Genomic DNA, 19,264 nt, shown 5'->3' on the forward strand with positions numbered 1-19,264 from the left:
ACCTGGGGGCTTAACCGCGCCCCAAAAATGGCATGCCGGAGGCAGTGATCGTCAGCTCGTCCACTGTTGCAGACGCAGGGAGCGATGCTGCATAAACGAAGCTCCGGGCCGCGTCGGCAGCATCCAAGAATGGCTCTTCTTTTACCGAACCATCAGCTTGAAGGGCTCCCGTTGTGGATCCAAAGGAATCCAACAGGGCAGTGGCTGCATTGCCAATATCCACGCGCGTGACATTGATGCCGTGGGGTCGCCCGTCGATAGAAAGTACCCGAGTCAATCCCGCAAGGGCGGACTTCGACGCTGCGTAAGAAGCGGTGTGCGGACGTGGTACCTGGGCGGCAATCGAGCAATTCACCAGGATCCGACCGCCATTCTGCTGTGATCGCATGACACGGAATGCTTCGCGAGCAGTGAGGAAAGAGCCGGTGACGTTAATGCTCAGGGTCGTCGTGAAGTCGTCGAGCGAAACGTCGCCGAACTCCGCTGGTGTGCCGGGAACGCCAGCGTTGACGACGACGGCGTCGATACGCCCGAAGTCCGCCACCGCGTTCGCGAACAAGTCGGTGACAGCCTGTTCATCGGTGATGTCGCACACTGCCCACGAGATTGCCCCCGGTGCTTCGACAGAAACCGTGGCACACGTTTCCTGCAGGGTGGCCTCGGTTCGGCCGCAAATCCGCACCCGCCAGCCGTCGGCCGCGAAGGCATGGGCAATTTCGCGACCGATTCCAGCTCCGCCTCCGGTAACGATGACTGACTTCATTGCAGACCCTTTCCCGACCCCGTGATCGACTACTGCGAACAACTACTGCGGTCAACTACCGCAACCGCCTGTCACGGCCACCTTCTGTACGCCCGCGATTGTGGCATGACCGGATATCCTGACAACCATGAACCCAGGTTATTCACGTGTTGTTAACCCGACCGGTCCGGATGGTCCGTTGTGCACCGTGCTCAATTGCTCGACCGTGTTGAAGGAATTGACGCAGCCCGAGAACCTGTCGGAAACGCTGCCGACGGCCCTGGAAACGGCTGCCGAATCGGGTTTTACTGCCGTCGAGTTGTGGTGGCCGTTTGCCACTCCGACGCCCACGGATACGGCGCTGAACGATTTCATTGATGCGATTACGTCCGCGCCAGTTCGCCTCATCGCAATGAATTCCTGGGGAGGGGACATGCCCGCAGGCGAGCGTGGTGTTCTCCACCGCGAGGCGCTGCCCACCGCTCACTTCGACGCTTTACGACGAATCGCTGACGCAACCGGGCTCCGGTTCACCAACACACTGCTGGGGGCGAGTGGCGATGCAGTGACAGATACACAACGCGAACACCTAGCAGCATGGGTGAACACACTCGCAGAGGTAGGGGTGCAGCCACTTGTAGAGCCAATGTCTGCGACACCGAATTACCCAGTTACCTGTCCGTGGGCTGCCGAAGATCTTGCCCGAGAAACTGGTGCCGGAGTATTGCTCGACTTCTATCATCTTGCGGTTAACGGGGTCGACGTCGAGAAGTGGTTGACCGATGTAGAAACCGGGGCTGTGTCGATGCCCGCTCACGTGCAACTTGCCGACGCGCCGGGACGTGGCGCGCCGGGCACAGGGGAAGCACCGCTGCAGAAATGGGTAAGCCGGCTGCGAACAGCCGGCTATCGCGGTGACGTCGCCGCGGAATGGACGGGGTGAGTGTCGCTAGTCGCGAGGCTTACCTTGTGGGACTTCGTCGCTAAGAGGAGCCTGTTCGACCTGAGCAGTGTCCTCGCCAGTTGTAGTCTCTGCGGATGCTGCAGGTTCTGCAGCGGCGACAGACTCTGCGGATGCGGAAGGTTCTGCCTTTTCCTCTGCCTTTTCAGCGGTCTGTGGTTCAGGTGCTGGGCCACCTTCTGGGGCGAAAATGCCGCCACGGAAGATCTCGATGATCGTGCGAATCCACAAGCCTACGATGATGATCGTTGTGAGGGTCAGGAAGAAGATGCCAATCTTCTTGTCATAGATCAGCGCGGAGGAGGACAACGCAGCCAGGGGGAATGACATTGCCCAGTGAGGGATGTTGAACGGCAGCGAAATCAGCTCAGGCAAACGAGTCAACGTGAGCAAGAAGAAGCCAATCGCGGAGTAAAAGAGAACGCTCGATGCAAGCGACGTTTGGCCATTAATGAAAGCGAGAGACGAAGCGCTCACGGCTGCAGGGGCGATGAGGATGAACATCGTAGGGATGAACTTCGGCATCATCGGCTTGTCAAAAGCGAACAAGCGATACAGCACGATAGGCAAGATGCCCAGCCACATCACGATGCCGATAGAGAACGAGAAGAAGCTCATCTGCTGAGACGTGGAATCCAGCTGCATACCACCGAGCGGAGCAATGACGTTACCGACCACGGGAATGAACCACGCTGGCGTGACATGCGCAATGGTAATTTCCGGGCGCATCCACATACGCATAGTGACGAGCATCAAGAACAAGTGCCCGACAACTGCGATCCACCACAGGATCGTCGTAATGGTGACCGGCAGAATGGAGATGCCCGCAGTCGCGACCAACATCAAGCTAATGGTGATGGCGGTCAGGAATGTCACCTTGATGGGGTGATGCAGGTCAGCCTTTAAGTTCGCCGGATTGCCCAAGATGCGGGCAAGGTACGCGATAAGAAGAAGCACAAACGTAATTGCCGCGAGGAAGTACAGCGCAACCCCAATGACTTCAGGAGCATTGAGAGCCTCGGCAGCGCGTTTCCACGCCGTCGACAAGCCAGCCGTACCCATCACCACAGCAAAAATTGGAAGCGGTGTGTGGGAAAGTTTTTCTTTGATAGAAGTCACAATTCTTGACCGTACCCACTCGATACCCTAGGTGGTAATTTTAATACCCGGTAGGGGCATGTTGTTTACCCCGTAAATAAGGGTGGCATCTTCTGCTGAAAGGTATCGAACCAACATGGTTAAAAATGTTCATGGCGGAGACCGCGCCGTACGCCTGGTCATCGCAGCGCTTGCCGCATACTTCGCCACAATGAATGACGGCGCAGTCCAAATTATCCTGTGGGTTGTCGCGGCAATCATGGTGCTGACCGCAGCACTCGGCTTCTGCCCGCTATACCGACTCTTTGGTGTTTCGACGTGCAAGGTGAAGAAGTAGCGCAAACACCCAAGGTCAACATGATGGGCGGAGCTGCTGGCGGGTATCGTCGTAAAGCATGTCAGATGTTCGTGTTCGCTTTTGCCCATCGCCAACCGGAACGCCACACGTTGGCTTGATCCGAACTGCCCTTTTTAACTGGGCATACGCTCGCCACACTGGTGGCAAACTGATTTTCCGTATTGAAGATACTGACGCCGCACGTGACTCCGAGGAGTCCTACCAGGCTATTATCGACGCGCTGAATTGGCTCGGTCTGGACTGGGATGAAGGCGTCAATGTCGGTGGCCCGCACGAGCCGTACCGCCAGTCGCAGCGCAAGGACATCTATAAGGATGTTCTGCAGCAGCTCATCGATGCTGGCGAAGCGTACGAAGCGTTTTCCACGGCTGAAGAGGTCGAAGAGCGTCACAAGGCTGCCGGTCGCGATCCGAAGCTTGGCTACGACAACTATGATCGCACCCTCACCGAAGAGCAGAAGGAAGCGTTCCGCGCGGAGGGACGCAAGCCTGTTATTCGCCTGCGCATGCCAGACGAGGACATCGTATTCGAGGACCTCGTGCGTGGGCGCATCGAATTCAAGGCTGGCGTTGTGCCGGACTATGTCATTGCTCGTTCCAACGGCGAGCCGCTGTACACGCTGGTCAATCCAGTCGACGACGCGCTGATGGAAATTACCCACGTTCTGCGTGGCGAGGACTTGTTGCCTTCGACGCCTCGTCAGATTGCTCTGTACGAGTCGCTGAAGCGCATTGGCGTTGCCAAGTTCACGCCAGAGTTTGGACACCTGCCATTCGTGATGGGGCAGGGCAACAAGAAGCTGTCGAAGCGTGATCCAGAGTCCAATCTCTTTATTCACCGCGACAACGGCTTCATTCCAGAAGGTCTGCTGAACTACCTTGCGCTGCTGGGCTGGTCTATCTCTGCGGATAACGAGATCTTCACCATGGACGAGATGGTCGCAGCTTTCGATGTTCGCGATGTGCTCTCGAATCCTGCACGCTTCGACCAGAAGAAGGCTGACGCGATCAACGCGGACCACATCCGCATGCTCGATGCTGCTGACTTCGCTGGTCGCCTTCGTACGTACCTGGAGCAGTACAAGGACTTCCCGGCTGACTTCCCGGAGGACAAGTTCGCGTTTGTTGCCGAGCTGGTTCAGACCCGCATTAAGACTCTCGGCGACGCCTGGGATCTGGTGAAGTTCCTCGTGATCGACGAGGACGAGTTCGCCTTCGATGAGAAGTCCGCGCGCCGTAACTTCAAGGAAGACGCAGCACCAGTTCTGGATGCCACGATCGCTGCTGTAGAGAAGCTTGACGACGACTCCTTCGTTACAGCAGAACTCGAAAAGGCAATCAACACTGTCTTGATCGACAAGATGGAGCTGAAGCCACGCAAGGCATTCGGACCAGTGCGTGTCGCTGTCACTGGTGCACAGGTGTCGCCACCGCTATTCGAGTCGATGGAGCTGCTGGGCCGGGAGCGCACGTTGCGTCGCTTGAAGATGGCTCGTGAAGCAACGCCGTGGGTTTCTGAAGCCTAATGGTTGAAGAGGAGAGCAATATGGGCAAGCGTCGGTTCCGAAAGGTGTGGTCGCTTGTCCATGCTTTTATTTGCGCCAATTTCACCCATGTAATTTAGGTGTTTGACCAGCGGATTTGTGTTGGTAGGTGAATTCTGGCTATATTAGTCCTCGTTGCAAGGGCAGCGGGCACGAGCCGAAAGGAACGTGAACGAGGTCTGAAGCGCAGTGGCCTATGGTGTAATTGGCAACACAACGGTTTCTGGTACCGTCATTCTAGGTTCGAGTCCTGGTAGGCCAGCCACATTGAAAATTTCACAACAGTGCTTGTTCACTACAGTGATCGTGCTGCTTTGAAATTGACAGTGTTTTTGTATGCCCCGTTCGTCTAGCGGCCTAGGACACCGCCCTCTCACGGCGGCGGCACGGGTTCAAATCCCGTACGGGGTACAAAGTAAAAGACCTCCACCTTAGGTGGGGGTCTTTTTGCGTTGCGGGTTGGGTCGGGTTGGGTGTGCATACATGCGCGCCAAACCAACCCAGACACATATGCTGATAATCATGCTCGAACACGCTCCGATCGCCCGAGCCCATGCTTCAGCTCTGCGCTCCATCGCACGGGTCGTCCACGAAACGGCCACACCGACGCCACCCGATCAAGCGCTCACGGAGATCGCCACCCAGCTGCGAAACTCTCCGGCGCTTGTTCTCACCGGCGCGGGCGTTTCCACTGATTCCGGAGTTCCTGACTACCGTGGTCCCAGCGGTTCACTGTCCCGCCACCGACCCATGACCTACCAGGAGTTTCGCCACGACCCGGCTGCTTCCCACCGCTATTGGGCGCGCAGCTTCGTTGGCTGGCGCATCATGGACCAGGCCCGCCCGAACCGCACCCACTTCGCACTCGCCGAGCTGGAGCACGAGGGGTTTGTCACGGGTGTTGTGACTCAAAACGTTGACGGCCTCCACATCGACGCTGGACAGCCCACCGTCATCCCACTGCACGGAAACCTTGCGAGTGTGGTGTGCCTTGAGTGCGGATTCGTCGAGAAGCGAGCACTTTTCGACGAACGCCTCAGCGCAGCAAACCCCGAATTTTTCGAACAGGCGGGCGTGGATGAGTCGACGGTGAATCCGGATGGTGACGTAGATTTGCGTGCCGACTTGGTCGAGAAGTTCGTGATGGTGGGGTGCGCGCAGTGTGGTTCGCGGTTGTTGAAGCCGGATGTGGTGTATTTCGGGGAGCCGGTGCCGGGGGATCGTAAAGAGGCGGCGTACGAGCTGTTGCGGGAATCTGAGTCGCTGCTGGTAGTCGGATCGTCACTGGCGGTGATGAGTGGCTACAAGTTTGTGATTGAGGCTCAGAAAGCAGGGAAGCGGGTCGCCGTCGTCAATGGTGGGCCCGGGCGTGCCGACGGTCGCGTGGATACGTTGTGGCGCACGGGCGTGGGGCCAGCGTTTGATGCGGTGTTGGACGAGTTGGGTTTGTGAGCGCTGCTAGCGCATGAGATTGGAGATTGGATACTTGACGATGGACAAGACTACGACGACTGGCACGACTGAGCCGGACGTGGTTAAGACGGACGTGGCTGAGGCGGTGACCAACATACCGAGCCCGCGCCTGTTGCGGGCGATGGAAGTGGCTGCGCGCGCCCATGACGGGCATTACCGCAAGGGCACGCAGACTCCGTACGTTTCGCACGTGTTTGGTGTCATGCACATTGCGTCGACCGCACGGTGGGAACGGACTGGGTTCGGCGTGGATGTGGATGCAGGGATGCAGCAGCCGTCGGAGGATTGCCTGATCGCGTGCCTATTCCACGACATCTTCGAGGACGTTCCCGACTCCTACCCGAAACAATGCATGCGCGAGGAGTTCGGCGATTACGTTGTCGAACTTGTGCAGGCCGTAACAAAGGACGAGTCTTTGCCTTCGTGGCGCGATCGAGGCGAAGCGTATCTGGAGGCGCTGCGCAATACACCTCACGACGAGGCCTTCATCGTCGCTTGCGCCGACAAGTTGCACAACATCACGGCAATACTTGCCGACGAAACCGAGATAGGTCAGACCTTCTGGGATCGATTCAACGTTGGTTTGGCAGGACAGCAGTGGTGGTACGAGAGCATGTGCGACATCATCGGGCAGCGGTTGCCGGATCTCAACCTGTTGGAGGCGTTGCAGGAGAGAGTGAAGCTGCTGAGTGCGATTGAGTACGAGTAAGAGACGAGGATTGTCGACTCTTCTTTTCCTGCACTGACCTGCAGATTAGGTAGATGGCGGGTGGCTTGCTAGTCTTAGCGGGTCTGCAACGCAGTATTCGCCGGGTCAAGGCCGTATGGCATTGTCAGACATCGCTAGCCCCGTTCGTCTAGCGGCCTAGGACACCGCCCTCTCACGGCGGCGGCACGGGTTCAAATCCCGTACGGGGTACAAAATGAGGGACCAGCTTCGGCTGGTCCCTTTTTGCCTGTCCATTAAGACTTGTATGGCATGGCTAGTTGTACTGGATGCCGACGAGTCCGCGCCAGAGCTCCAACTGTTGTCCCAACTGATACCCCGCACAACACTCCAGCCATAAAGTGCAACAATAGAAGCATGTTGGACCGCAAAGATTGCCAAGCCATCGACGCTGCTCGTCTGTACTACGATGCGCAATTGAGTCAGGCGGACATCGCTAAGAAGCTTGGTATCTCACGTCCGACGGTGTCCAAGCTGCTGACGCACGCTCGTGAAAACGGCTTCGTCACCATCACCATCAACGATCCCCGCGAGCAAGCGGGCGAAGTCATTACTGAGCTTCAACGGCTGTTCAACCTTGAAGTCGTTCGGATTGTGCGCCCCGCGACGTCGTCGCAAAGCGAGCTCTACAAAGATCTCGGTGGTGTAGGGGCGGAGGTGCTGGAGGCCATCCTGGCCGACGGTATGTCCGTGGGAATTTCGTGGGGGCAGACGCTGACATCGATTGCGGAGCATCTGCGGCCACAGTCATTGCATGACATGAAGGTGGTGCAGCTGAAGGGTGGTCATTCGCATACGGAGCGAAACACTAAAGATGTGGTGACGCTCACCAGATTTGCGCGGGCATTGGATGCCGAAATGATGGCGCTGCCACTGCCCGTCATTCTGGATTCGAAGCAGACGAAGGATTTGGTGGTGACGGATCGTCATATAGCGCACATGCTGGCGGAAGGCGCGAGCACGGATGTGGCGGTGTTTACCGTCGGTGATGCGCGGCCGGAAAGTCTGCTCATGAACCTGGGCTATCTCACTGATGAAGAAGTGGAGCAGCTAGGGAAGAACGCTGTCGGCGATGTGTGTTCGAGGTTCTTTGACTCGCAAGGCAATATCGCTGACCCAGAAATCGACGCTCGCACGGTCGGCATTTCCATCGACGATCTCCGGTCGCGTCCGATCCGCCTTCTCGTAGCTGGTGGCACGCAAAAAGCCGATGCGATTGCCACGGCCCTCCGAATGGGTCTGGCGACGCATCTCGTCATCGACCATGACACCGCGACGCGAATCACCAATATGGAACAAATGTAAAAGCAGCTATTGACAGATGTGCATGGGTGTCGTTAATCTGTAGGAGACAGGGCAGCGTCGCCCACTGCGAAAGATCTCGCGTCGACAGCGTAGAAGTAGAAAGAACGCGTAGAAGAAGCGGGTGTGCTGCCAAACTTCGTTGCTACAGGAGTGCGCAACAATGGCTGACAAGAACACCCCGCACATCAATCCACATGGCGTCGATATCGCCGAAACTATCCTCATGCCAGGCGATCCGCTACGAGCAAAGTTCATCGCCGAGACCTATTTGGACGACGTCGTGCAGTTCAATGAAGTCCGCAATATGCTCGGCTTCACCGGCACCTACCAGGGAAATCCGGTCTCCGTCATGGGCTCGGGCATGGGTATCCCATCGATTGGCATCTACGCCTACGAACTCATCAACTTCTTTGAGGCAAAGAAGGTCATCCGCGTCGGATCCATTGGCGCGATGCAGAAGGACATTGACCTCTACGACATCATCATCGGCATGTCGGCGTCGACGGACTCTAACTTCGTCTCTCAGTACAACTTGCCAGGCAACTACGCCCCAACCGCTTCGTGGAAGCTGCTCAAAGCACTGAACGACGAAGCTGAACGACGCGAGCTACCCGTACATGTCGGCAACATCTTGTCGTCGGACGTGTTCTACAACGCTGATGAAACAGTCAATGATCGCTGGGCGCGCATGGGCGTGCTGGGCGTCGAGATGGAATCCGCCGCGCTGTACTCAATCGCTGCGTACGCAGGCGTCGATGCGGTCGGTTTGTTCACCACCTCCGACAACCTCGTCACTGGCGCTGCAGCAAGCGCAGACGAACGCCAGAACGCTTTCACCCAAATGATGGAGCTAGCCCTTCCGCTAGCTGCCCTCTAAGCGGCGTAGTATCGCAGCGCCCTAAGGACACGATCGCAATGACTACTCGCGTAGCACCTCCCACGCTTAACCCGAAGGCAGCCGTACCGGTACTGCTGTTCTCCTTCGTTTTCTGCCTTGTCATCGACAATGGCTTCAAGACCATGACTGGCCCAATGGCCGCCGGCCTTGGCATCGATTCGAATACGGCCAGCCTCCAGGCGTCGCTTGCCGGCGTGATCATCGGCATCGGCGCCGTTGTGTACGCCGCACTGGCTGACTCCATTAGCATTCGCAAACTGATGATCGCTGGCGTCGGCTTGATTGTCGTCGGCTCTCTCATTGGTTTCTTCTTCTCCGGCTCTTGGCCAATGGTCCTCGCCGGACGCCTGATTCAAACCACCGGTCTCGCCGCCGCTGAAACGCTGTACGTCATCTACGTACGAAAGCACCTGTCCGAAGCAGACCAGAAGACCTACCTCGGCTTTTCGACGGCCGCCTTCCAATCAGGCCTGCTCATTGGCGCTCTGACCTCGGGAATTATCTCGACATACATCAGCTGGACCGTCATGTTCCTGGTGCCACTGGTACTGGTTCTGACCATCCCGTTCCTTATCAAGCACGTGCCCGAAGACGAAGCAATCGAAGGTCACTTGGACGCACTCGGTCTTTTCCTCATCGCTGTCTTTGCAGCCTCGCTGACCATGTACATCCAGGCGTTCAACTGGTTGTGGCTCATTCCAGCCATCTTGGGCATCATTGCCTTTGGACTGCACGTCGCAAAGGCAAAGGCGCCACTGGTTACCCCGGAGTTCTTTAAGAATGGTCGCTACGTATGGGCCATCATCCTGGTCTTCATCGTGTACTCGACCCAGCTCGGCTTCATCTTCATGCTGCCGTTCGCAGCGCAAGATCTCCATGGTCTGGCGCAAGACCGGGCAGCCATGCTGATGATCCCTGGCTATGTTTGTGCAATCCTCGTCGGCATCTTCTCCGGCAAGATCGGCAAGGTGCTCAGCTCTCGCACCACGATCTACCTCGCGCTCGCTTCTATTACCGGTTCGCTAGTACTTGGCGCAATCGGTATCCACATCTCGCTGGCCCTGCTCATCTTCGCGATTGTGCTCTTCGCCTCCGGCTTCGCGTTGATCTACGCACCACTGGTGAACACCGCACTCAGCAATATCGTGCCGGAGCGCGCAGGAATCGCCATCGGTTTTTACAACCTGATCATCAACATCGCCATTCCACTGGGTATTGCCTACACCGCCAAGCTGCAGGCAATGGAACTGTCCTACAACAACGTTCTGTGGGTCCTCGCCGCTGTCGCTGCTGTTGGCTCCGTGATTTACATCGTGTCTGACCGTGTCATGGCAGCACACGAAGAACCTACTCTTGAAGGAGTACCTGCGTAATGTCTACTCGTGAAGAAGTCGCTCGTATCATCGACCACACGCTGCTCAAGCCCGAATCAACTGCAGCCGACGTGTCCGCACTTATCGACGACGCCGTGCGTCTCGGCACCTACTCCATCTGCGTGTCGCCGTCACAACTTCCTGTCGAGGTGCCAGAAAGCCTGCACGTAGCCACCGTCGTTGGATTCCCATCCGGTGCCGTCAAGCCTGAAATCAAGGCTGCTGAAGCTGCACGTGCCGTCGCTGATGGCGCTGAAGAAGTCGACATGGTCATCAACATCGCATTGGCGAAGGAAGGTCGTTTCGATGATCTGCAGGCTGAAATCGACGCAGTTCGCGAGGCTATTCCGGCTCCAACGATTCTCAAAGTGATCATCGAATCGGCTGCGCTTAACGACGACGAAATTATTGCAGCATGCCGTGCTTCCGAAGCTGCTGGCGCTGATTTTGTGAAGACCTCGACTGGCTTCCACCCAGCAGGTGGTGCCTCTGTTCATGCGGTGAAGCTGATGGCGGAGACCGTCGGCAAGCGGTTGGGCGTGAAGGCGTCGGGCGGTATTCGCACGGCTGCAGCTGCGCAAGAAATGATTGATGCTGGAGCTACGCGACTTGGGCTGTCGGCGTCGGAGAGCATTCTTGGGGAGCTGGAGTAGATGACTGAGTCAGTGCTCGATATTGCGCGTGAGTGGGCTGACCACGACCCGGATCCGGTGACGAAGGACGAAGTTCTGCGTCTCATCGACGCTAACGATACCGACGAGTTGGCACGTTCGTTTGCCGGTCCGCTCAGTTTCGGCACCGCAGGATTACGTGCAGAAGTAGGCGCGGGTGAGTCGCGGCTCAACCGTGCGGTGATCATGCGGACCACGCACGGACTGGTGTCGTGGTTGCAGTCGAAACTGTCCGACGCTGGATATGCTGATGCACAGCCGGTTGTGGTGATTGGTTGCGATGCTCGCCATGGCTCGGAGCAGTTCCAGAAGGACGCGGCTCAGGTTGTCGCAGCAGCGGGTGGGCGGGCACTGGTTCTGCCAGCGAAGAATCCGACTCCACTGACGGCGTATTCCGTGAAAGCTTTGCATGCAGATGCCGGAATTATGGTGACTGCCTCTCACAACCCGCCGGCTGACAATGGGTACAAGGTCTATCTTGGTGGTCGCGTTGCTCAGGGTGCAGGGGAAGGCGTGCAGTTGGTGGCGCCAGCCGATTCTGAGATTGCTGCGGCTATTGCCGCTGCACCACGTGCCGACGAGATCCCGCTCAGCGACACCGGCATTCAGGCCATTGATACCCGGGACGAATACCTCGCGCGCGCCACGAAACTCGTGGGCGAGAATACTGATGTGACCATCGCTCTGACTGCTATGCATGGCGTGGGTGCGGCACTTGGTCAACAATTGTTGAGCAATGCGGGTTTTACCGTGTCCTTGGTACCTGAACAGGCCGAGCCGGATCCAGATTTTCCGACAGTCGCGTTTCCGAATCCCGAAGAGCTAGGCGCTCTTGATTTAGCGAAACGACATGCGACGAGCATTAATGCGGATGTCATCATTGCGTATGACCCAGATGCTGATCGCTGTGCTGTCGCAACGCCTGATAGCGATGCGGACGGTGGCTGGCGACAGCTCACCGGCGACGAACTAGGTGCATTGCTGGGCAACTACATCGCCACGCAGCGCGCTCAAGATGGCCACACCGGAGGGGCTTTCGCGAACTCGATTGTGTCCGGTCGGTTGCTGGCAGCCGTCGCGAAGCACCATGGCTTCGCGCACGAGGCCACTCTCACCGGTTTCAAATGGATCGCTCGCACGCCTGACTTGGTGTTCGGCTACGAAGAAGCGATTGGGTACTGCCCGGATCCAGAAGCAGTCGCTGATAAGGATGGTATCGCGACATCACTGGTCGCAGCTTCGCTGGTTGGCGTTCTGAAGGCGGAGGGGCGCACACTTGACGATGCCCTCGATGACCTCGCCCGCACACACGGTCTCTTCCGCACGGCACCGTTGACGTTCCGGGTCGACGACGTCGCAAAGATCGCGCAGGGCATGGACACGCTGCGGAAGAATCCGCCAACCGTGCTCGCAGGTAGCGATGTTGTCACTGTCCACGATCTCGCTGATGATCCATTCGGTATCGGTCCAACTGATGGCATGTACTTCCTCACGGATGCCAATGACCGCATCATTTGCCGTCCATCCGGTACGGAGCCGAAGCTCAAGTGCTATCTGGAAGTCGTGCTTCCGGTCGTGGCGGGCAAAGAGATTCCGAAGGCCAAGGCCGATAGCAGGTTGGCGCAGCTGCGCGCTGACCTGACCGAGTGCCTCGGCTTCTAGAGCAAATCGCTGTGCTGCTAGTTCCTCGCGGTTGATTCCTCTGAGGTTGATTCGTTCGCGACGTCGAGCTGTGCTTTACGACGCTCATCGTCGCGAGGCGACACCGCCAACGCAATCGCGGGGAATACCGCTGACACAGCAAATAGGGCAGGAAAGCCAAGAGCTGCCACAATCGCGCCGGACAGCGGTGGCGTCGACGCATAGATGATGTTCTGGAACGTGTTCTGCGTGCCCATCGCCCGTCCCGACCACAATGGGCCGGCGTACTCCGCAACAGCGGTAAAGGCCAAGCCGTTTGGAGACACGGCGGATACCGCCAGCGCAGCCATAATGACAGTCGCGAGAATACTCAACGCGCTGTGGCCTGAGGTGGTGTCGGAGTTGCTGATCGTGACGTCGAAAAGCACCATGAGCACACACAGCACAAACGTGACGACGGCGACATGTCGGTACGGGCGAATGCGGGAGCGGGCGCGGTCGGAGACGAAACCAATTGCGGCGCGAGAGCCGGCGCCGAGAAGCTGGGCGATCATGACGATGACTCCGGCAGTGGCTGCAGCGTAACCACGATCGAGCAGCCACACCAGGATGAACGAGCCCATCATTGACTGAGGCCAGGACAACATCGCTGATGCAATATGAATGCGGACGAGATACTTCGAATCGCGGTAAGGGCTGCGGGCGGCAGCGACGTGATCAGCGGAACCCGCTTTAGGTCGGGGCGGATCGGTAATGCCGATGAGGCATGCGAGGCTCAGCACTCCGCACAAGACAGCAGCAAAACCCAAAGACACATGAATGCCGTGGTTCGCAGCGAGCACCGGCAAAGTCACTGCAGACAGGGCCGCGCCGAGGGGCTGCGCAGTCTGCCGGATGCCCATCGCGGTGCCACGCTGCTCCGGGGGATACCAGCCAGATACGACGCGTCCCGACGCAGAATTCACTGAAGCAGCGGCACAGCCAGCGAAGAACAAGGCCACACCAAGGATGAGAGGACCTGAGGTGGAAGCAACCGCAGCGATGCCTGTCATTACAGCGGTGAGTCCAAGTCCGAGACTAAGCGCTGCCCGCTCACCGAACTTATCGACGAACCAGCCCCACGCAATCAACGTGAACACAATGCCGGCGGCGGGCATGGCAGCAATAAGCCCTGCAGTCGCAAGCGGGAGACCAGTAGCGACTAAAGCGGGGATGAGAAAAGGTGTGCCCATGTGAACCACGGACGAACCGACGGCTGCGAGGGTGGACAGAAGGAGCACGAAGTGTCGATATGCGGGACTAGATTTCACGTCATGCTCGTTTCGCACTTGTCTTGATGGGGCTTCCTTGGGCTTTAGAGTCGCTTACTCATCTCGTCAGCGGCGTCGAGAACTTCCTTGCCCCATGCCGTAAATGGTGAAGGGGAGAGGCGTTCGACTGGGCCGGATACTGAGACGACAGCGATCATCTCGTCGGCCGAGTTCCATACTGGGGCTGAGACGCTGGCCAGGGCCGGGTCGCGTTCACCCATGGACTCTGCCCAGCCTTGTGTGCGAATGTCATCGAGTTCGGCTGCGTCGAAATCCGCGTCGGGAATCATGCGCTCTGCGAGACCCTCGGGGCCAAATGCGAGCAAAACCTTTGCAGCAGAACCAGCGGTCAGAGGCATTCGCGAGCCAACAGGCACTGTGTTGCGCAGGCCGGTAGGCGGTTCCATCGAGGCGATGCAGGTTCGGGTGTCGCCGGTGAGGCGGTAGATCTGCACTGACTCGCCGGTCTTGTCCAATAATTGAGGTAGAACATGCGCGGCAGCGTCGGCAAGCAGGTCGGCAGTCACCGGGGTCAAAGCGGTAAGCCCCGGGCCGGTGGTCCACTGGCCGTCGGGCGTTCGGGTAACAAGGCGATGTACTTCAAGCGCCGTCGCTAAGCGGTGGGCAGTGGCGCGAGGTAAATCGGTGGCCTCGCACAATTCGGCGAGGGTGCAAGGATTTTCCGCGATGGTCTTCAAGATAAGAACCGAGCGATCGAGGACTTTGATGCCACTCATTGGCGCGTTATCTTGTGTGCTAGTCTGTCCCATACCATGATATTATCATCTCACGATTTGAGATGAAACCTTTCCAGCCTATGGAACCTTTAAGAGAGGGCCAACAGATGAGCACCACGGACGCAAGCCCGAAAACGCTCGCCGAAAAGGTATGGCGTGACCATGTAGTCAAGCCAGGCGAAAACGGCGAACCAGACCTGATTTACATCGACCTACATCTCGTGCACGAGGTTACGTCACCTCAGGCATTCGATGGGTTGCGTCTTGCTGGCCGAAAGGTGCGTCGCCCGGATCTGACGATTGCGACCGAGGATCACAACGTACCAACCACCGTCGCTGGTGGTGAGATTCAGCTTATCGCAGAGCCGACCTCACGTACGCAGATCGCGACGCTACGCAAGAATGCTGAGGAGTTCGGCATTCGACTGCACCCAATGGGCGACCGTGAGCAGGGCATTGTTCACGTGGTTGGCCCGCAGCTCGGCCTGACCCAGCCAGGAACCACTGTTGTGTGTGGTGACTCGCACACCGCGACGCACGGTGCATTCGGTGCGATGGCATTCGGTATCGGTACTTCTGAGGTGGAGCACGTACTGGCTACCCAGACGCTTCCTCTCAAACCATTCAAGACCATGGCTGTCAACGTCACTGGCGAACTGCAACCGGGCGTGACATCGAAGGACCTGATTTTGGCCATTATCGCCAAGATCGGCACCGGCGGTGGCCAGGGCCATGTCATTGAATACCGTGGCGAAGCTATCGAGAAGTTGTCGATGGAAGCCCGTATGACCATCTGCAACATGTCCATCGAAGCCGGTGCTCGTGCAGGCATGATCGCCCCAGACGAGACCACGTTCGAATACCTGAAGGGTCGTCCACATGCTCCGCAGGGCGAGGAGTGGGACGAAGCAGTTGAATACTGGAAGTCGCTGGTCACTGACGACGACGCTCAGTTCGACACTGTCGTCGAGATTGACGGTTCGGCGCTGACACCATTCGTCACCTGGGGTACCAACCCTGGTCAGGGAGCGCCACTGGGCGATGTTGTCCCAGACCCTGAGTACATTGCTGAAGATTCCGAACGCATCGCCGCTGAGCGCGCACTCGAGTACATGGATCTGAAACCTGGCACGCCGCTGCGCGAAGTACCTATCGACGTAGTATTCGTTGGCTCCTGCACCAACGGACGCATCGAGGACATGCGTGCTGTCGCGGAAATTCTGGAAGGTCGCAAGGTTGCCGAAGGCGTCCAGATGCTGGTTGTCCCAGGTTCTGCGCGTGTGCGCGAGCAGGCTGAGGCAGAAGGCCTTGGCACGATCTTTGAGGCTGCAGGTGCGGAGTGGCGTATGCCAGGTTGCTCGATGTGCCTTGGCATGAACCCAGATCAGCTTGAGCCAGGTCAGCGCTGTGCATCGACGTCGAACCGAAACTTCGAAGGCCGACAGGGCAAGGGCGGTCGCACCCACCTGGTTAGCCCTGCCGTTGCTGCAGCTTCTGCTGTAGCAGGTACTTTGGCATCCCCAGCTGATCTGTCAGCAGTTAACTAACGACGAGCACGCACTACAGAAGAGGAATTATTCCAATGGAAAAGTTCACAACCCATACCGGCGTTGGCGTGCCTCTGCAGCGTTCCAACGTTGACACTGACCAGATCATCCCGGCTGTCTACCTTAAGCGAGTAACCCGCACTGGTTTCGAAGATGGCTTGTTCTCCAACTGGCGTACCAACGAAAAGGACTTCGTTCTGAACCGTTCTGAGTACGGCAATGGTTCTGTGTTGGTTGCAGGCCCAGACTTTGGTACCGGCTCGTCTCGTGAGCACGCTGTGTGGGCGCTCATGGACTATGGTTTCCGCGTCGTCTTCTCGTCTCGCTTTGCCGATATCTTCCGTGGCAACGCTGGCAAGGCTGGTCTGCTCGCAGCTCAAATGTCGCAGTCTGACATCGAATTGCTCTGGAAACTTATGGAAGCGCAGCCAGGCATGGAGCTGACCGTGAACCTGGAAAATCGCACCGTCGAAGCTGGCGACCAGGTCTTCACCTTCGACGTTGACGACTACACCCGCTGGCGCCTGATGGAAGGTCTCGACGATATTTCGTTGACCCTGCGCAACGAAGCTGACATCGAAGCGTATGAGTCGTCGCGTCCGACGCATAAGCCAAAGACACTGTAGAGAAGACTGAAGAAGGGCATGGGCCCTGAGAAAACGCCGGTGCACAACACCATTCCTTGATGGTTAGTGAACCGGCGCTTTTGTGCTCCGAGCTAACGTGAATTGGACCTACTTCACAGGCAACGGCGACGCATAGTAGTCAGCGGTTGTCATCACACCGTCGTTGAAGCCGAGCACCCACATGGAGCCCTTCTTGCATGGGATGTCCTCCAACGGCAGGGTGCCTGCTGCCGAATACGCCGCGATCAAGTCCGGAATAACCAGGCCCTGTGCACACACCACGGAAACACCACCTTGGGCGACGATTTCGTCGTAACGCTTCTTGGACTGCACCATGGTGGAAATCCACGCCGTGTCGCCGAGCACATCCTCGACGTTGACGTCGATGGCGAGTTCCGCAGCAAGTGGTGCCACAGTCGAGGCGCACCGCATTGGAGCAGCGGAGTAGACACGCTCCGGGCGGAACGGCAGGATCGCAGACACCAGAAGCTCTGCTTGACGACGTCCCTTCTTGTCCAGCGGACGCAGATTGTCGTTTCCAGACCAGTTCTTGCGGGAATGAGCATGTGCGTGGCGAACAAGAATGATGCGCGTGTCTGGTTCGTTGCCCAGGCGCTTGCGAGCCTTATTCAATACCTCGACATCAAGGTCATAAGTGAGAAGCTCTGCAGCGTTGTCCCAGTTGAGCCAGCGAATCTCGTCGACTTCCTTGTTTGGCGTGAATTCGCCACCTAGCACTTCAGCCGTCCAGTACCAGACAACTTTGGTGCGACCTGCGACTGGATACTGCACGTCGCCAAGGAGCTTGCCCAAGCGGACGTGATAGCCAGTTTCTTCGCGGATTTCGCGTTCAGCGGTCGTCGGCAAGTTCTCGCCTGGATCGAGCTTGCCTTTGGCCAGCGACCAGTCGTCGTAAGAAGGGCGGTGAATAACCGCGATCTCCGGATTCGATGCATCACCGCGCCACAACACTGCACCAGCAGCGAACGTTGGCTTAGATATGTTTTTGCCTGGATCCGCCTCGATCTGACGCAGCCTGCCTGTCAAATTCTTGTCGTTGACGAGGTCTTTGTCGTTCTCATGCATGGTCATGTGGAGTGCTCCTGGCCGTGGTCGGCCGATAATCCGAGTGCGGTTTCCTTCCGTCGATTCTAGCGCTGGTTCCACGATTTCATCGGATTGACCGGCTAGGCTCAGTGGGGAAACCAATCGGGCGGAATCGTAAAGGACAGGCAATGGTTCAGGTTGCAGTCATGGGCGCTGGGTCATGGGGAACCACCCTGGCCAAAGTCTTTGCCGATGCAGGAAATCCGGTGACCTTGTGGTCGCGCCGCGAAGAGCAGGCGCGTCGCATCCAAATCACCCGTGAGAACCACGACTACCTTCCAGGGCTTGGGCTGCCTGCAAATATCTTTGCGACGGCTAATGCCGAGGAAGCAATGGACGGCGCTGACATCATTGTCCTGGGTGTGCCGTCGCAGACGCTGCGCGAGAACTTGTCGGTGTGGCGTGAGTTCATTCCTGAAAAAGCTACGTTGCTGAGCCTCGCGAAGGGCATCGAGCGGGACACGCACTTGCGTATGACGGAAGTCATCATGCAAGTGACCGACTTGCCTCTGGATCGAATTGCTGTGCTGTCTGGGCCGAACCTGGCTAGGGAAGTAGCTGCAGAACAGCCGGCAGCGACCGTCATTGCTTGTACTGATGAGAACCGTGCACGCATGGTGCAAGCAGCTGTTGCAACGAGTTACTTCCGCCCGTATACCAACACCGACGTGATCGGCTGTGAGTTTGGTGGTGCCTGTAAGAACGTCATTGCTCTTGCCTGCGGTATGGCTTCTGGCCAAGGGCTTGGTGAAAACACGTTGGCAACCATCATCACACGTGGCCTGGCGGAGATTACGCGCCTGGGTGTCGCAGCCGGTGCGCAGGAGAAGACGTTTTCGGGGCTTGCTGGCCTGGGTGACCTCGTCGCAACGTGTTCGTCTCCGTTGTCTCGAAACAGAACTTTCGGTGACCGACTTGGTCGTGGCGACACGGTTGAGCAAGCCCAGCACGCAACGCGTGGACAGGTTGCAGAGGGCGTTATCTCGTCAATTTCAGTGCGGGAAGTTGCACAGTCGCTCGATGTTGAAATGCCAATGACCGAAGCCGTGTACAAGGTTTGCCATGAGGGTGAATCTGTCGCGGAGACGATTCGTGCGCTGATGGGGCGCAGTCGTAAAGCAGAGTAAAAGCAGAGTAAGGATAGTAT

Annotated in this window: 18 protein-coding genes and 3 tRNA genes; 16 read left to right on the forward strand and 5 right to left on the reverse strand. The window is 57.7% G+C overall.

Features of this window, described 5'->3' with window-relative positions:
• Nucleotides 1-10 precede the first annotated feature (10 nt).
• Nucleotides 11-763, reverse strand: a complete 753-nt coding sequence (locus tag WG934_RS04405; RefSeq protein WP_339988854.1) for an SDR family oxidoreductase — start codon at nucleotides 761-763, stop codon at nucleotides 11-13.
• Between the two features lie 127 nt (nucleotides 764-890).
• Between WG934_RS04405 and WG934_RS04410 the strand changes: the two genes are divergently transcribed.
• Complete coding sequence (locus tag WG934_RS04410; RefSeq protein WP_339988856.1) at nucleotides 891-1,685, forward strand: TIM barrel protein; 795 nt, start codon at nucleotides 891-893, stop codon at nucleotides 1,683-1,685.
• Between the two features lie 6 nt (nucleotides 1,686-1,691).
• On the opposite strand, the gene WG934_RS04415 is transcribed toward WG934_RS04410, so the two are convergent.
• The gene (locus tag WG934_RS04415; RefSeq protein ID WP_339988857.1) at nucleotides 1,692-2,822 is read right to left on the reverse strand and encodes an SLAC1 anion channel family protein; all 1,131 of its coding nucleotides are present in this window, start codon (nucleotides 2,820-2,822) and stop codon (nucleotides 1,692-1,694) included.
• Nucleotides 2,823-2,937: 115 nt separating this feature from the next.
• Here WG934_RS04415 and WG934_RS04420 point away from each other — a divergent pair, with 115 nt between their 5' ends.
• The 12 genes from WG934_RS04420 to WG934_RS04475 all read left to right on the forward strand — a co-directional run bounded on the left by WG934_RS04420 (nucleotide 2,938) and on the right by WG934_RS04475 (nucleotide 12,811).
• Nucleotides 2,938-3,138, forward strand: coding sequence for a YgaP family membrane protein (locus WG934_RS04420; protein ID WP_339988858.1), 201 nt, complete (start codon nucleotides 2,938-2,940; stop codon nucleotides 3,136-3,138).
• Between the two features lie 58 nt (nucleotides 3,139-3,196).
• Nucleotides 3,197-4,684, forward strand: coding sequence for a glutamate--tRNA ligase (gltX, locus tag WG934_RS04425; protein WP_339988859.1), 1,488 nt, complete (start codon nucleotides 3,197-3,199; stop codon nucleotides 4,682-4,684).
• A 208-nt stretch (nucleotides 4,685-4,892) separates the two neighbouring features.
• Nucleotides 4,893-4,967: transfer RNA gene (locus tag WG934_RS04430), tRNA-Gln, on the forward strand.
• A gap of 73 nt (nucleotides 4,968-5,040) precedes the next feature.
• Nucleotides 5,041-5,113, forward strand: a tRNA-Glu gene (locus WG934_RS04435).
• 111 nt (nucleotides 5,114-5,224) lie between these two features.
• On the forward strand, nucleotides 5,225-6,154 hold the full coding sequence (locus tag WG934_RS04440; RefSeq protein ID WP_339977989.1) for a Sir2 family NAD-dependent protein deacetylase: 930 nt from the start codon (nucleotides 5,225-5,227) through the stop codon (nucleotides 6,152-6,154).
• A gap of 13 nt (nucleotides 6,155-6,167) precedes the next feature.
• A complete protein-coding gene (locus WG934_RS04445) occupies nucleotides 6,168-6,884 on the forward strand; it encodes an HD domain-containing protein (protein WP_339977991.1) in 717 nt (238 codons plus the stop codon).
• A 137-nt stretch (nucleotides 6,885-7,021) separates the two neighbouring features.
• A tRNA-Glu gene (locus WG934_RS04450) sits at nucleotides 7,022-7,094 on the forward strand.
• Between the two features lie 165 nt (nucleotides 7,095-7,259).
• Nucleotides 7,260-8,207, forward strand: a complete 948-nt coding sequence (locus WG934_RS04455) for a sugar-binding transcriptional regulator (protein WP_339988860.1) — start codon at nucleotides 7,260-7,262, stop codon at nucleotides 8,205-8,207.
• Between the two features lie 160 nt (nucleotides 8,208-8,367).
• On the forward strand, nucleotides 8,368-9,084 hold the full coding sequence (gene deoD / locus WG934_RS04460; RefSeq protein ID WP_339977995.1) for a purine-nucleoside phosphorylase: 717 nt from the start codon (nucleotides 8,368-8,370) through the stop codon (nucleotides 9,082-9,084).
• Between the two features lie 38 nt (nucleotides 9,085-9,122).
• A complete protein-coding gene (locus WG934_RS04465) occupies nucleotides 9,123-10,478 on the forward strand; it encodes an MFS transporter (RefSeq protein WP_339988862.1) in 1,356 nt (451 codons plus the stop codon).
• Nucleotides 10,478-11,131, forward strand: a complete 654-nt coding sequence (gene deoC / locus WG934_RS04470; RefSeq protein WP_339977999.1) for a deoxyribose-phosphate aldolase — start codon at nucleotides 10,478-10,480, stop codon at nucleotides 11,129-11,131. Before WG934_RS04465 ends, deoC begins: the two co-directional genes overlap by 1 nt.
• A complete protein-coding gene (locus tag WG934_RS04475) occupies nucleotides 11,132-12,811 on the forward strand; it encodes a phospho-sugar mutase (RefSeq protein WP_339988863.1) in 1,680 nt (559 codons plus the stop codon).
• Between the two features lie 17 nt (nucleotides 12,812-12,828).
• Here the strand turns inward: WG934_RS04475 and WG934_RS04480 are convergent, their stop codons facing one another.
• The gene (locus tag WG934_RS04480) at nucleotides 12,829-14,070 is read right to left on the reverse strand and encodes an MFS transporter (RefSeq protein WP_339978003.1); all 1,242 of its coding nucleotides are present in this window, start codon (nucleotides 14,068-14,070) and stop codon (nucleotides 12,829-12,831) included.
• A gap of 74 nt (nucleotides 14,071-14,144) precedes the next feature.
• Nucleotides 14,145-14,870: an IclR family transcriptional regulator gene (locus WG934_RS04485; RefSeq protein WP_339978005.1), complete on the reverse strand. Its 726-nt coding sequence runs from the start codon at nucleotides 14,868-14,870 to the stop codon at nucleotides 14,145-14,147.
• A 74-nt stretch (nucleotides 14,871-14,944) separates the two neighbouring features.
• On the opposite strand from WG934_RS04485, the gene leuC reads away from it, so the two are divergent.
• On the forward strand, nucleotides 14,945-16,384 hold the full coding sequence (leuC, locus tag WG934_RS04490; protein WP_339978007.1) for a 3-isopropylmalate dehydratase large subunit: 1,440 nt from the start codon (nucleotides 14,945-14,947) through the stop codon (nucleotides 16,382-16,384).
• Between the two features lie 35 nt (nucleotides 16,385-16,419).
• A complete protein-coding gene (gene leuD, locus WG934_RS04495; protein ID WP_339988864.1) occupies nucleotides 16,420-17,010 on the forward strand; it encodes a 3-isopropylmalate dehydratase small subunit in 591 nt (196 codons plus the stop codon).
• Between the two features lie 108 nt (nucleotides 17,011-17,118).
• Here the strand turns inward: leuD and WG934_RS04500 are convergent, their stop codons facing one another.
• The gene (locus WG934_RS04500; RefSeq protein ID WP_445228206.1) at nucleotides 17,119-18,096 is read right to left on the reverse strand and encodes an NUDIX hydrolase; all 978 of its coding nucleotides are present in this window, start codon (nucleotides 18,094-18,096) and stop codon (nucleotides 17,119-17,121) included.
• A 149-nt stretch (nucleotides 18,097-18,245) separates the two neighbouring features.
• Between WG934_RS04500 and WG934_RS04505 the strand changes: the two genes are divergently transcribed.
• Complete coding sequence (locus WG934_RS04505) at nucleotides 18,246-19,244, forward strand: NAD(P)H-dependent glycerol-3-phosphate dehydrogenase (protein ID WP_339988868.1); 999 nt, start codon at nucleotides 18,246-18,248, stop codon at nucleotides 19,242-19,244.
• Nucleotides 19,245-19,264 lie beyond the last annotated feature (20 nt).

The sequence above is a fragment of the Corynebacterium sp. H78 genome, assembly GCF_037572275.1.
In the GTDB taxonomy this organism is placed as follows: Bacteria; Actinomycetota; Actinomycetes; order Mycobacteriales; family Mycobacteriaceae; genus Corynebacterium.